Origin of the sequence: Klebsiella sp. BIGb0407 (assembly GCF_024807845.1) — a bacterium.
Taxonomy (GTDB): domain Bacteria; phylum Pseudomonadota; class Gammaproteobacteria; order Enterobacterales; family Enterobacteriaceae; genus JGM124.
Window position 1 is genome coordinate 48,034 of record NZ_JANUEQ010000009.1, and the last position, 14,236, is coordinate 62,269.

General features: G+C 48.7%; 13 protein-coding genes. 11 read left to right on the top strand and 2 right to left on the bottom strand.

From position 1 onward, the window contains the following. Window positions 1–18: 18 nt before the first annotated feature. From M2387_RS21585 to dagF, 5 genes are all read left to right on the top strand, one after another. A complete protein-coding gene (locus M2387_RS21585) occupies window positions 19–810 on the top strand; it encodes a DUF4311 domain-containing protein (RefSeq protein ID WP_259052541.1) in 792 nt (263 codons plus the stop codon). A 2-nt stretch (window positions 811–812) separates the two neighbouring features. Next, window positions 813–1,463, top strand: coding sequence for a DUF4310 family protein (locus M2387_RS21590; protein ID WP_409040198.1), 651 nt, complete (start codon window positions 813–815; stop codon window positions 1,461–1,463). A 64-nt stretch (window positions 1,464–1,527) separates the two neighbouring features. Beyond that, window positions 1,528–2,667 (top strand): amidohydrolase/deacetylase family metallohydrolase, encoded by a 1,140-nt coding sequence (locus M2387_RS21595; protein WP_259052543.1) that lies wholly within the window; start codon window positions 1,528–1,530, stop codon window positions 2,665–2,667. Further along, the gene (locus M2387_RS21600; protein WP_259052544.1) at window positions 2,651–3,763 is read left to right on the top strand and encodes a DgaE family pyridoxal phosphate-dependent ammonia lyase; all 1,113 of its coding nucleotides are present in this window, start codon (window positions 2,651–2,653) and stop codon (window positions 3,761–3,763) included. The genes M2387_RS21595 and M2387_RS21600 overlap by 17 nt, the downstream gene beginning before the upstream one ends. A 1-nt stretch (window position 3,764) precedes the next feature. Beyond that, window positions 3,765–4,505, top strand: a complete 741-nt coding sequence (gene dagF / locus M2387_RS21605; protein ID WP_259052545.1) for a 2-dehydro-3-deoxy-phosphogluconate aldolase — start codon at window positions 3,765–3,767, stop codon at window positions 4,503–4,505. Window positions 4,506–4,663: 158 nt separating this feature from the next. On the opposite strand, the gene M2387_RS21610 is transcribed toward dagF, so the two are convergent. Together M2387_RS21610 and M2387_RS21615 are read right to left on the bottom strand one after the other, a co-directional pair. Further along, window positions 4,664–4,960 (bottom strand): helix-turn-helix domain-containing protein, encoded by a 297-nt coding sequence (locus tag M2387_RS21610; protein ID WP_259052546.1) that lies wholly within the window; start codon window positions 4,958–4,960, stop codon window positions 4,664–4,666. A 32-nt stretch (window positions 4,961–4,992) separates the two neighbouring features. After that, entirely contained in the window at window positions 4,993–5,442 is a 450-nt protein-coding gene (locus tag M2387_RS21615; protein WP_259052547.1) for a type II toxin-antitoxin system RelE/ParE family toxin, read from the bottom strand. 176 nt (window positions 5,443–5,618) lie between these two features. On the opposite strand from M2387_RS21615, the gene M2387_RS21620 reads away from it, so the two are divergent. The 6 genes from M2387_RS21620 (at window position 5,619) to M2387_RS21645 (ending at window position 14,223) form a co-directional block, all read left to right on the top strand. Next, window positions 5,619–6,128 (top strand): YjjA family protein, encoded by a 510-nt coding sequence (locus M2387_RS21620; protein WP_259052548.1) that lies wholly within the window; start codon window positions 5,619–5,621, stop codon window positions 6,126–6,128. Between the two features lie 575 nt (window positions 6,129–6,703). Continuing rightward, window positions 6,704–6,958 (top strand): hypothetical protein, encoded by a 255-nt coding sequence (locus tag M2387_RS21625; RefSeq protein WP_259052549.1) that lies wholly within the window; start codon window positions 6,704–6,706, stop codon window positions 6,956–6,958. Window positions 6,959–7,118: 160 nt separating this feature from the next. Further along, window positions 7,119–8,786, top strand: a complete 1,668-nt coding sequence (locus M2387_RS21630; protein ID WP_259052550.1) for a hypothetical protein — start codon at window positions 7,119–7,121, stop codon at window positions 8,784–8,786. Between the two features lie 272 nt (window positions 8,787–9,058). Next, window positions 9,059–11,455: a hypothetical protein gene (locus tag M2387_RS21635; protein WP_259052551.1), complete on the top strand. Its 2,397-nt coding sequence runs from the start codon at window positions 9,059–9,061 to the stop codon at window positions 11,453–11,455. Then, entirely contained in the window at window positions 11,452–12,540 is a 1,089-nt protein-coding gene (gene bglB, locus M2387_RS21640; protein ID WP_259052552.1) for a beta-galactosidase BglB, read from the top strand. The genes M2387_RS21635 and bglB overlap by 4 nt, the downstream gene beginning before the upstream one ends. Before the next feature lie 39 nt (window positions 12,541–12,579). Beyond that, the gene (locus tag M2387_RS21645; RefSeq protein ID WP_259052553.1) at window positions 12,580–14,223 is read left to right on the top strand and encodes an alpha-glucoside-specific PTS transporter subunit IIBC; all 1,644 of its coding nucleotides are present in this window, start codon (window positions 12,580–12,582) and stop codon (window positions 14,221–14,223) included. Window positions 14,224–14,236: the final 13 nt, after the last annotated feature.

A 14,236-nucleotide genomic window follows, 5' to 3' on the forward strand; every position in this document is an offset into this window, starting at 1 on the left:
AGGTCTGGAGTTATTTCCATGAGTGAAACTGCATCTTTTTTAGAAATATTGGGCATGTCCCTGATCATTGGTGGCCTCTGCGGCTTTGGCCTTGGGGCGGGTGCCGCGCGTATGTTCCATGCACCAACGATACAAGGAATGGGGGCATTCCGGACACTGGGTGAATTAAACGCCTGCGAGGGTGACCCCGCATCACACTTTTCCTTTGGTTTAGGGTTCTTCTTTAACGCATGGGCTTCTTCTGTCGCGGCCGGCGCATTCACCCAGGATGTTGACCACCGTATTATTCCTAACTGGGGTGCGGCAGCGCTGCTGACAAAGAACCGTAATGTTGCCGAGACTCTGCATAACCCGAAAAAAATGGCGATTGCTTGTACCGTCATCGGTGCACTCGTCGTTGCATTCTTAAATACCACCGCATCAGCCGTCCCGGCGGCGCTACAAACGACCGCAATTAACGTGCTCGTTCCGGCAGCGAACTTGCTGGTTAACACCGTCATGCCGGTTATTTTCTGGCTGGCAGCAATGGACGCTGGTCGTCGCTCTGGTTTTTGGGCAACGCTGTTCGGCGGTTGCGCGCAGCTCATTATGGGTAACGCTATCCCGGGATTAGTCCTGGGTATCCTAATCGGAAAAGGCGTTGATGATAATGGCTGGAACCGTATCACCCGCACAATGATGATAGCCGTCGTTCTATTGTTCGTACTCAGTGGATTCTTCCGCGAATTCGACCTGAAGATGATCACCTCTTTTAACCTCGATAAACCACTGTGGCTTGAATATATCCACGGGCTGCTGAGCGGGAAATAATCATGACAACTGAAATGAATAAGCAGGATTTTTGGTACGCGGAGTGGTCTTTTCCCATCTTTGTCGGGCTGTTATCTGCCGGGATCTTCGCCGGTACCCACATGTACGTGGTCTATGGTTTCGGTGCCTTTAACGAAGTCGCCTTCGTAGCCATGTTGCGTGCAGGGCTTGATACCGGGGTTTACGGTGCCGTCGCCGCTTTCGGAGCAAGCTTCCTGTTTGCGCGAATTATTGAAGGATCGCTGGTGGGTATCCTGGATATCGGTGGCGCGCTGCAGACCGGTATTGGGCTGGGTGTTCCTGCTCTATTCCTCGCAGCCGGATGGGATATTTTAGTCACCAACTTCTGGCTTGCTTTACTGACCGGGCTGTTTCTTGGGGCATTGATCGGGCTGATAATTGTTTTCGCCCGTAAATTCACCATCGCACAGGCCAACTCCACCTTTGGTGCCGACGTCATGATGGGGGCAGGTAATACCTCAGGTCGTTTCCTTGGTCCTTTGATTATTTTAGCCGCCATGGCCGCATCTATCCCAATTGGTATTGGTTCTTTAATCGGCGCCTTGATTTTCTATGTGTGGCAAAAGCCGGTTGCTGGTGGGGCAATTTTAGGGGCGATGTTATTTGGCTATTTCTTCCCGATGGTAGCTTAGGCATACGGGGCTGCTGATATGACCACCAACGATTAGCAGCCGCCAGATAATAAAGAAGGTAATTATGTACTCTTTAATCATCAAACAGGGTAAACGTATCGATGGGGCAATTATCGATATTCTTATCAAAGATGGAAAGATAGAAGCGGTAGGTCCGGAACTCGCCGGTAATCAGTCAGCGGATAAAGTTATCGACCTTAAAGGTGAAATATACGTCAGTGCCGGGTGGATTGACTCGCATGCTCACTGCTTTGCTGAATCCCCTATCTATTTCGATGATCCTGACTTAGCGGGTGCCGCAGGCGGAGTCACCTCATTGGTTGATGCTGGCAGCGTGGGTGCCGATGATATTGATAAATTTTACCAATTGACGCTCAAATCTAAAACCAATGTCTTTTCCTTATTAAATATCTCACGCATTGGCATTATTGCTCAAAATGAATTGTCCGATATGAATAACATCGATGATGACTGCTTTCAACAGGCGATTGAGCGACATTCCGGTTTCGTTGTCGGTTTGAAAGCACGGATGAGTAAAAGCGTGGTGGGCGAAAATGGTATTGCTCCGCTAATTAAAGCCAAAGAAATGCAGAAAAAACACCGCCTGCCCTTGATGGTGCATATTGGTAATAACCCTCCGGATATTGATGAGGTTGCCGATTTATTGACGCGTGGCGATATTATTACTCACTGTTTTAATGGTAAGCCCAACCGAATTTTAGATGATACGGGCTATCTCAGGCCGTCAATTGCCCGTGCATTAGCGCGTGGAGTTATTCTCGATGTGGGTCACGGGGGCGAAAGCTTCAGTTTTAAAGTGGCAGAACAAGCCATGCGTATCGGCACATACCCAGACATTATCAGCTCAGATATCTACCATAGAAACCGTGTGAATGGCCCAGTTTATAGTCTGGCATTTGTTATGACCAAATTTCTGTGCATGGGTTTTAGCGCTGAACAGATATTACGCTGCGTCACTGAAAAAGCCGCGGACTTACTCTCTCTTCCAGCTAAAGGCTATTTAAGACCCGGTTTTGATGCTGATATCACGCTATTTTCCCTTAAAGAAGAGCCGACAGAATTGACCGATGCCGAAGGCGAGCATCGAATCGGTACACATCGTTTTATTCCCATAGCCGCTATCGTCGGCGGAAAATCCATTATTCAGGCGCAAGGAGAATGCGAACATGCCATCTGTTTATAATAAATATCAACTTAAACAGGTTATTAACGCTTCCGGTCGCATGACGATACTTGGCGTTTCAACCCCCACACCAGAAGTCGTTGAGCGTGTTGCTTACGGTCTTAATAATTATTTTGAAATTAAAGATTTAGTCAATAAAACGGGCGAATTTATCGCGCAGTTACTTAAAGTGGAAGATGCGGTTGTGGTTTCTTGTGCATCAGCAGGCATCGCTCAAGCGGTGGCAGCCGTTATCATCCAGGATGATGACGATTTATTACTTAACCTACATTCATCAAACAAGTCCGTACCTCGTGAAATTATTCTGCCAAAAGGTCATAACGTTAACTTTGGTGCCCCAGTAGATACCATGGTGACATTGGGCGGCGGGAAAGTTATTGAAGCAGGCTTTGCTAACGAATGCAGTACCGCCCAACTGGCAGCCAAAATAACGCCACAAACCGCGGCCATTCTTTATATTAAATCTCATCATAGCGTACAAAAAAGTATGCTTACCGTCAGCGATGCCGCCCGCGTTGCCCGCGAACATCAATTACCATTAATTGTTGATGCCGCTGCGGAAGAAGATTTAACGGCTTACTACCAGGCCGGTGCCGACCTGGTTATTTATAGCGGAGCAAAGGCTATTGAAGGCCCCACCAGCGGCCTGGTTATCGGTAAAAAAACCTATGTTGAATGGGTTAAACGCCAAAGTCAGGGTATTGGCCGCGCGATGAAAGTGGGTAAAGAAGGGATTCTGGGCCTGACGCTTGCCATCGAACAATATTTAACAGCTCCTAAAGAAACGGGTGCTGAGATGGTTAATCGGATGAGTAAATTTATGGCTGATTTAAATGCTATTCCCTCAATCTCGGCACAGGTTGTATGGGACGCTGCGGGGCGCGATATTGCCAGAGCTGAAATTAGTTTTGCTGAAAAGCAGATCGGAAAAACCACCTATGAAATTATGAGTGAATTAAAACAGGGGGATACCGCTATCTATTTCCGTGAGTACAAAGCCAATGAAGGTAAGGTAGAGGCCGATATTCGAAGCGTCAGTAATGAGCAACTTGATGTTATCTCTGAACGTATTCGTTTATTAGTGAAAGGAATTTAATATGAAATTATCACCCAATTTCTACCGCGATCGCGTGTGTCTGAACGTCCTGGCGGGTAGCCATCAAAATGCTAAAGATATTTATGCTGCCGCCGAAAGCTTTGTCGTCGTAGGGGTTTTATCGAAAAACTATCCGGATATTGAAAGCGCTATTGCGGATATGAAAATCTATGCTCAGCTAACAGACAATGCGTTATCGGTAGGATTAGGCGCTGGCGACCCTAATCAATCCATGATGGTTTCTTTAATCTCTAAGGAAGTTCAGCCTCAGCACGTTAATCAAGTTTTTACCGGGGCCCCTGTCAGTCGTGCTTTGTTAGGGCAGAATGAGACTTTTGTAAATGCACTCATCTCACCAACGGGTACCCCTGGGATGGTTAAAATCTCAACCGGCCCATTAAGTTCTGAAGCACCTGACGCTATTATTCCTATTGAAACAGCGATTATGATGCTTAAAGATATGGGAGCTGATTCTATTAAGTTCTTTAATATGCAAGGTACAACGCATCTTGAAGAGTATAAAGCTATCGCCAAAGCGTGCGCAGAGTTTGATTTTTCTCTTGAGCCTACCGGTGGTATTGACGTAGATAATTTTGCTGAAATACTGCAAATTGCTCTCGATGCCGGGGTGAAAAAAATAATTCCTCATATCTACAGCTCTATTATCGATAAAGAGACCGGAAATACTCGACCTGAAGACGTTAGCCAGCTATTAAAGATGGTTAAAGAAGCCGTAAATTAATTTATTCCCCGACCGGAATAAATGTGAATAAAAATATATATCATCCGATTTATCGATAAAACCAAGGGTGGCCCCGGGAGTCAGCAAAAATTTACTCCTGGGGTCATTCTTTGATATGACTGATGAGAACACTTGTCATAAAACTAGAGGGTGATGGTTCAGGCAAATGCCTGTTTAAGCTTGCTGAATAAATCAATGTTCAGAGCGTCCGCATAACGAAAAACAACGTCAAGAGTCGGTGAACTATTACCACTTTCAAACTTGCTGATAGCCTGTTTACTGACACCGATTTGCCCCGCGATCTTTTCCTGCGTAATTTTACTCTGTCGGCGTTTCTGAGCCATAGCGGCAATGAGCTGTTTTCTCATCTGCACTACTTCCAGCGCTTCTGCGGTGGCCCGATCCAGGAGTAATTCATCCCGGACATCGCCCCAGTCATGTAGGTTTATAGTCATATTTTTACCCATTGATATTTATATGAAAATGATTATTTTCCAGACGTCTTGTGTTTACCCGCAGTCACCCGTGTCATCGCTTCTTTGCAAGCTTTGTATCTGGAAAGGCCGGTTTCTTTGTTGGTTTTAGAGGTTTTATTCGTTTTTTTCGCAAAGATATGAGTTATCACATACAACCCTTCCTGCAAATGGAAATAGAATCCCCTTAACCAGTGAGTTGGCGACTGCGTTTTGAGTTCGTAGAGGTCCCCTTCAATTTTTTCGGTATCAACCATCACATGAGCAGGTCCATACTGTTCAAAATCGTCAATCGCTGCGATAAATTCAGCTCTGTTAGCCGCATCAAAAGCAAACAGCTCTTTACGAGCCTCATCTAACAACCTTACGGGATACGCTACCTTTCTTTTCTTCCTTAGAGCCATCGCTATCCATCCTGGATACATATCAAACATCAGCCGTTTATGTTGAGAAAGTATACTCACCCAGCCCTGAAGTCAACCCATTGGTTGACTTCAGGGCTTTTTTCACTCACCGTTGAGCTGACAGGCAGAGAAATCCGATTTTTTTGTTGTTCACATTCACTTATGCGTTATTTACTCATCTCCAGTAGTAAACTGCCAATACAGAACACAGACAGAGTAAGTACAGAGGCAGCACGATGAAAAAAATGACCAAATCCTTATGTTCCGTTGGCTGGGCTATCTGCTTATTAAGCACCACAGCCCATGCAGCAAGCTGGCAAGATAGCCTCAACGGTGCCGCTTCTGACCTGTTAGGCAGCAGCTCAGGTAGTAAAACCACCGCCAGCACGACGGATGGCGGACTTTCCCTTGGCACCATCACCAAGCTGCTGGGTGGCGGTAATAATGCCGTTGCCTCCAGCAGTATGACCAACGCGACGGGCGTGCTGGAATATTGTATCCGCAATAAAGTGGTCAATAACGTCAATGGGTTAACCGATCAGCTCCAATCTAAACTGGGACTAAACAGTAATAAAAAGCAGTCTAAAGAGACGAGCTACCAGCAGGGGATTGCCGGGCTATTGAATACCGGCAGTAATCAAAAGCTGGACCTCAATGCGCTCGGGGAAACAGAGCTAGGTAAACAGCTAAAAACCAAAGCTTGTAATGTGGTACTGGACCAGGGCAAGTCCTATCTCGGCCTTTGATTATCACCACCAGATAAACAGACCGTCCCCAAAAACATGACAGTATTTTAATCTTAAAAATAAACAATTTATGAAATAAAAGCCCACACAATATTAATATCATGGTGCTAACTGCCAGAAAGTTTGGCGGTTAGCATATATATTTAATATTATAAGGCTCTTCATAATGATCGTTGATGTTAGTACCCGATATTTTCCCGCCGCTATCAGTGTCAATCATTCCCACACAGATCTCCCTCCTGATATAAGAGTCTGGATAAAAATAAAGACATTCTTTGCTCATACTCACCAATCTGCAGCATTAGAGTGCATTCGGATAATTCATCACCCGCCGCTCGGAATAACACGAGAAGATATATCCAACATATTTGAACAGCTAAGAATGCTCGCCTATTCCGGATACCAGGAAAATATTCAGTCACACCGAAACCAGAAGAACCATTTCTGTAACCTGAACGCCAACAACCATGAGACGCTCTCGGTCACCTTTTATGATTCCAGCAGCTATATCCTGGAATATGACGGCTACAGAAAAACGCATGCTACTGCCACGCTCCCACAGACCGCAGAAGATTATGAAGCTATCTGGTTTGCATGGAAAAAAGCCGCATTACCTGGAGGTAGGTAACAACCCGCTGACAGGCCTGCCGAAATTACCATCAGAACTTCAGTACCTGGTGATGACGAATACTTTGCTGACCAGTATGCCAGTCCTGCCACCAAACCTTCATAGACTGAATGTGCGTATCTCGCACTCTGCTGATGCTAAAGAATATGACATGCGACCCTTGTTACAGAAACGAGCCAGAAGAACGCAGATATTCAGGTAGGGCAGCCCGGTAATAATGATTCGGTTCCCCGCATCCCATCCTGACGATTTAATGCCTGAATCAATTGCGGATTGCAACATCGTCTGCTCCCGCACACTTATTGTTTACATTTTGTGGTATCACTGACAAAAGGAAAATGAATGACAACAGGGTTAAATAAATGTGGCAGACGCGCGCGCTGGAATTAAATAATCAGGCGTACTGGAACTGGGATAAGGCTTGTGAGCTGCTGGAATATGCCGTTTCTTATGAATTCAACACCATCATTGTTGGACAGGCCGATTTGTTTAATAAACTGGTCTCACCCAAAGGCTATACGCCTCATAATTATAATGACTACCTTTCCAGCCAGCAGCGTGCCCGTTGCGTCTATCTGAACCGGCTGGCTAAACGCTGCCAGAGCAAAGGGTTACGATTCTATCTGCAGGCAAAAGAGTTAAGTTTTCCCACAGATTTACTGTGCGCCCATCCGCACCTCTTCGATGCCGAACGCGGAGTGCAGTTCGACGCAGACTTCTGGTGTCGTTACCTGGCGGATAAAGTCTCGCTTATTTGCCAGCAAATCCCCTCGCTGAGCGGCCTTCTGGTCGCTATTTCTAATACTGATGGTTTACTTCCGGTTTCACGACCTAACTGGGAGTTAGCCGGGGATAATAACGATGGCACAAGCGATGCCCGGAGTCTGTCGCTCTATAGCCGCTGTTTCGCCGCTCTCGCAAAGGCGATACAGGATGAAAATAAACATCTGGTGCTGCGGGTTTTCCCTGCCGGAAATCATGATCTCGACAATGTGCTGGAGGCCATCCGTCCGCTCCCCGAAAATGTTGGCGTTTCAATAAAAATAACCCCTGAACGCTTCTGGCCCTCCTTTCCGAATAACCCGGCACTACTGGCAGTAAACGACCGGGAAGTCTGGGTGGATTTAGATCTGGTGGGCGAGGAAGTGGGCTGGGGAATTTTCCCTTATCCGCGGATTAACGAACTCCAGGGGCGGCTGTTGTGGTGTCGAAGTAATCCGGCAATACGCGGCGCAGTCTGTAAAACCAGCTGGGAAGGCGTCGATAATCACTGGATCATGGGCACATTGAGTGAATGTAACTTGTTTGCTTGCAGCCGTATGTTACGCAGTAATAATACCCCACTCACCCAGTCTCAGTTGCTGATACTCTGGCTTGATGAAAGCTATGGCTGGCGTCCTGAACCCGCAGTCTTTGCCGAGTTCAGTACGCTTATGGAACAAGCCGGACAGGTGTTATATCAGGCTATCTATGTACGCGACCATGTCTTCCACCGTCACAGCCAGGTGCCAGAAAGCTATGGTCAGGCGGTATGGAGTCTCTATGGGCAGCTAAACCGTAATCACTGGCTGCCAGGCTCAGAGCGCGATATCTCTTTTAGCGCCAAAGAGGTTGAGAGATCGGCCACTTGCCTGTCACGTATTGCCACAGAGAAAGATGAGACGCGCGATGCCGTCGCAGCGCTGCATAAACAGGCGCTGCTCTTTGCTGAAACTGCTTTATTTCCCTGGGCTTTAAAACGGCGCTGGCTGGAGGAATGGCAGGGATTTGCGCTCTACTGCCAGCTGTTTATCCATGCTCAAAAGGCCTTTTTTACTCTGTATTTCGCTAAAGAAGTAGAGAACAGCTGGAGTATGCGTGAAATCAGCCTGATCAATATTCAGGAGCTGTATCGTTGTGCCGCAGAAATGGACGATTACTGCACCCGACACGCGGAAGCTTCTCCAGGCCTTCATGTCCTGTTTGATGTCAGCCGTGTCATGGCTCTGGCAGACAGTTTCAGTGAAGAGCTACGGGCTTTAAAAGGATAAGCGTCCCAGGATTCTGGGTAAGATGGAGATATTGATGTGACGCCTGTCACATCAAATTTCTCGCCCCAAAAATTTTCGTGATCACTCTCACAACGATATTTTCGCTGCTATCCAAAAATATGACGCCAATCACGTTACTCGCTCGCTTACCCCCTGCTTTGTGAAGTTTCGTCCATATCTCACGAATACCTTTCATCCACTGCTCGACGGATATTACAAAGCCATTGATGATACGCGCTGAATAAATCAGTCCTGCAGGAGATAAAGAAAATATGTCACAGGGTGACTGGCAATTAGCACAGGGCGAGGCGCTGACGCGTTTTCTCTTCTCAGCGGCAAAAATGAATCGTTTTGCTGAGTTTTATACCGGTGAAATCACTGATCCTGCTATAGATTATCACTTTCGTAACGGTGCAGGCCCTAAAGGCGAGTCGTTCTGCCGCCGGGTATTCCGGGAAACACAAGCCCTGCGTGCTGTTGACCCCGCCAAGGCACTTTCCTGTGAGGAAATGACACTTCCGGGGCCTAATAATTCCGTTTCTTTTTCTGATTTCTCTCATCTGCCGTTTCACGGACAACGCTGGCTGAAAGTGGATTTGTTTGCCCCTGTTGATGGCGAATTTCGCTTTCAGCTCGGTACCTGTGGCGGCGTACGGATTTGGCATACAGCAATTCAGATAGCCTGTTTCACCCCCTTCACACGGAATACCCTGCAGTACTGCGAGGTAAAGCTGCCGTTGAAGGCGGGTAAAAACAGTCTGCTGATACATCTTGATGAACTGTTTGAGCGTGACACAATATTTTCCCTGAGCATGGTTTACCTGGACTCATTAACGCTGGGTGTCGGGTTACCCGGTATTGAAGGTCAATCAGCTGATGAATTAAGTCGGTTTGCCAATGGCTTACGCCCCGAGTTGTCCGTTTTCGAGCATTCCGTGCATATTCACTGCACCGTTCCGGCCCCGGACAGCATCGTCCTGCGCGGAGAGCTACGTGGTATGGGCAACGATAACTTCCAGCCGCAATTCATTAATTTTGGAAAAACTAATACGGGAGATCTGTCGCTTGCTCTCCCACTGCCACGCTCTCTCGGAGAAGCGCACTACCAGTTACGTCTGACGCTGCAACGCGGTGCAATATCGCTAACCCGCAGCATCGGGATCAATGTTATGCCGGAGATTCCGGCAGTGACGACCGCAAAGACGCTGGCCGGACGAAAACTTGAGTCTCTGCGCTATACCGCTACTCACGGCATGGACAGGACCTGCCGCTTACTGGCGATGATGCATCTTCATGAATATGGTCCGCAGGCTGAAAGTCTGCTGAACAGCACCCTGCAACGTATCAGTGCCCGTGAAGACTGCTCTGACTTCTCCCTGGTCCCCTTACTGTGGATTTGGCGTTACCACCATGGCGAGCACTTCCCTGCCCCGCTATGGCGTCGGGTAAAATCTACCGTGCTGGGATACCGCTACTGGCTGGACGAACTGGGCTCTGATGTGATGTGGTTCTGGAGTGAGAATCACGCGCTTTGTTTTCATACCGCGCAATATCTGGCGGGGCAGTGCTTTCCCGACGAGCGTTTTATTGCCTCTGGTCGCTATGGCCATCAACAGCAGGCCATTGCCGAAGCCCGGCTATTGCAGTGGTTCGACGCTGTGGAACAGCACGGTTTCGTCGAGTGGAACTCTGCCCCCTATTATCCCGTGGACTACATTGGGCTGTTCGCGCTCTGGCAGATGGCAGAAAGCGAAGCCCTTCGTATGCGAGCCGGAAAGTGCATTGACCGCTTAATGCTACTCAGCGCTTTGCATTACCAGAGTGGTGTCGCCGCAGGCACCATGGGGCGGGTATATGAAAAAGAGTTGCTGGCGGGTAGCCTGACGGAACTGTCAGCCTATGGCGCCGTAGCCTGGGGTAATGGCACCTGTAATCGCAAATGTGCTTCATTGCCAATGTTCTGTGCCAGTGATTACACCCCTCCGATAGTGACACAACAGTATGCGGATATGCCCGAGGGAGAACTCGCAGCATGGTATCGCTGCGGCGGGGGTAACATCGTTGTGTGGAAAGCGCCTGAGGTTATCTTATCCTCCTGTGTCGACCATCTTACGGGTTTGCCTGGCCATCAGCAGCATCTGGTTGATCTCCAGTTCGCCTCCAGTGCAGAAGCCCGAATCTGGATTAATCATCCGGGAGAAGATGAGCCGGGGGGTGAAAAGCGCCCTTCATTCTGGGCAGGCAACGGCATTATGCCCTTGGTTCAGCAGTACGAAAATCGGCTGTTAGTAGAATGGAATATCGACGCGCAGGATGCTCTACCCTGGACTCATATCCACCTCCCGGTCCAGGCTTTTGACCTGGTTATCGCAACCGACTGTGCACGTCTGGTTCGCGCAGGTAACGCTTTTGCTCTGATTCTCTGTTCGCTTCCTCTGGAAAGTATAGAAACAGGATTAACCGCGGGAAGAGAGTGCCGTGCGATGGGTCGGCAGGCTCGCTGGTATATCGAAGCCGGTTATGGTGATGAGTCTGCCTTCGCAGCCTTCTCTTCACGCGCAATGACACTTGTCCTTGATAAGAATTTTTCGCTTATGGACGATGCTCCTTCTTTCCCACAACTTGACGACAGCGGACCGCAGATCCTCATCAAAGGAGTTCAGGCATGAGCCGGGCGCAACTGATGGGCACGCTGGATAGCGTGGTGAAGGGGTTTTGCCGCCTGAAAAATCTGCATGATATCGGTAGCAGCGAGTGTTTCACTATCCACTTTGAGGAGTGGGAGTGGGAAGTCGGTATCGGGCTGTATGGCTTCTGGCATTATGCTGAATTTCAACAAGATGACTTACTGAAACAGGCGGTTCTGACCTGGTATGAGAAGCAGATAGCCAAAGGGCTACCCGAGATACAGATTAATACTACCTCTCCGATGATTGTTCTGGCACTGCTGGCCGGAGAGTATCAGCGCCCTGACCTGCTACAAAGAGTCAGCGTATGGGCAGATACACTGCTACATGATTTACCCAAAACTGAAGAAGGTGGCCTGCAGCATGTGGTTAAAGAGCAGGCTAATACCGGGCAGCTCTGGGATGACACGCTGTTTATGACCTGCCTGTTTCTGGGCGTAGCCGGGGTAGTACTAAAACGTCGTGATTTAATCGATGAAGCGGAATATCAGTTTCTGCTTCATACCCGCTATCTCAGCGATCCCGCAAGCGGGCTCTGGTACCACGGCTGGACCTTCGTCGATAAACACCATTTTGCCGGAGTCTTCTGGGGCCGGGGTAATGCCTGGATTACTGTGGTCATTCCTGAGTTTATTGCTTTGCTCGGGGAAAATATCACCCCTTCGCTGCGCCGTTTTCTGACACAGGTCGTCGCTCGCCAGGTAAATACCCTGTGCGAGTTACAGGCTGACAATGGCATGTGGCACACCGTACTCGATGACCCGCTCTCCCCTCAGGAATCCTCTGCTACAGCTGCCATCGCCTACGGCATGCTGCGTGGTGTGCGCATGGGGATTCTGGATAAATCTGTAAGCGCTCATGCACGAAGTGCATTTGATGCTGTTATGACGCGTATTGATGGCGAAGGAATGGTTCTGGAAGCATCACGCGGCACCATGCTGGGCTGGGATATTCAGTATTACTGCGATATTGCCATGGCTCCGGTTCCTTATGCTCAGGCTTTAACCATGTTGCTGCTCCTGGAGATAGAGCAAGGCAACTGGCTGAGCGATATCAAACCTCTGTGACCTCATCTTCTAAGACTGATAGCCTGGAGATAATAATAAATGAAAAAACGCAATATCATGGGTGCTTTTCAGATTTTTGGTGGTGCAATGGCCGTCCCGATAGCCTTTCTACCCTTCACCGGTTTGCTGCTGGCCGTCACCAATATCCTCACTATGCCGAGTATTATGGGGGAACTTGCCAGCCCGGACTCGAACTTTTATAAGGTCATGACCCTGCTGAAGTCAGGTGGCTGGACGATTTTCCGTAATTTCCCGCTGCTATTCTGTATGGCATTGCCGATTGGTCTGGCAAAATCAGCCCAGGCCCGTGCGGCACTGGTCGCCTTGTTCTCTTATATGGCCTTTAACTATTTCACCAACGGTATGCTGACATTCTGGGGGGCTGATTTTGGCGTCAATTTCGACCAGGAAGTGGGCGGGCAAAGCGGGCTGGCGCTGGTTGGCGGCATCAAAACGCTGGATACCAGTATCGTCTTTTCACTGCTTGTCGGGGGAATAGTCACCTGGATCCATAACCGCTTTTTTGACAAAAAATTGCACGACTATCTCGCCATTTTTCAGGGCATGGCGCTGGTCTTTATCATCGCCTTCTTTACCATGATCCCACTCGCCTACCTGACCTGCCTTATCTGGCCTAAAGTCCAGTTAGGTATCAATGCGATGCAGACCTTCTATATTGAAGCTGACGTCCTGGGTATCGGGCTGTTCGCATTTGTGGAGCGTATTCTGGTGCCGACCGGGCTACATCGTTTTGTTTACTTCCCATTCTTCTTTGGCCCGGCGGTCGTGGACGGCGGTTTATACACTCACTGGATTGAAAACGTCTCAACTTATGCGGCATCAGCCGTCCCCCTGCGCGAACAGTTTCCGCAGGGAGGGTATTCTCTCTACGGTAATATCAGCGTCTTCTGCTCACTGGGGGCGGGGTTAGCGATTTATGCCACCGCAAATAAGAGCCAGAAAAAAGTGGTCGCCGCCCTGGTGATCCCGGCGATCATTACCGCGATGAGTGTCGGGATCACGGAACCTATTGAGTTCACCTATCTGTTTATTTCACCCCTGCTGTATTTACTGAATGCCTTGATCGGGGCCGTGCTCTGTATGGTGCTGTACCTGGCCGGAGTGGTAGGTTTTATGGGAGGAGGAATGAACGATATGATCCTGTTTAACTGGATCTTCTATTCCCAGAATCACGCCCATTTGATCTGGATCCATCTGGCTATCGGCTTCGGTTTTGCCGCAATAAACTTTGCCGTCTTCCGCTATGTCATCCTGCGTTTCAATATTATGACGCCGGGGCGCGGCAGCGAAGATAGCGAAGTCCGTCTCTATTCAAAACAGGATTACCGCGATAAGCAGGCTGCCGCTCCTGCCATGTCACGCGTAAAGTCATCCGATCAAGAAAAAGCCATCGCTATTCTGCGCTGTGTAGGCGGCAGTGATAACGTCGATACCATCAGTAACTGTCAGACCCGTTTACGCCTGGTGATTAATGACCCGGCTCTGGTCGCCGACGATGCGACGTTAAAACAGGCCGGGGCGCTGGGTGTTGTGCGTAAAGGTCATAATCTGCAAATTATTATTGGTCTGTCCGTCAGCGTACTGCGCGAATACTTTGAACAAGAAGTGATAGCTGAACGTGCGGCAGGTCGGGATAAAGCTGACCCGGCATTTGCAGAATAAGAGGAGCCATCTA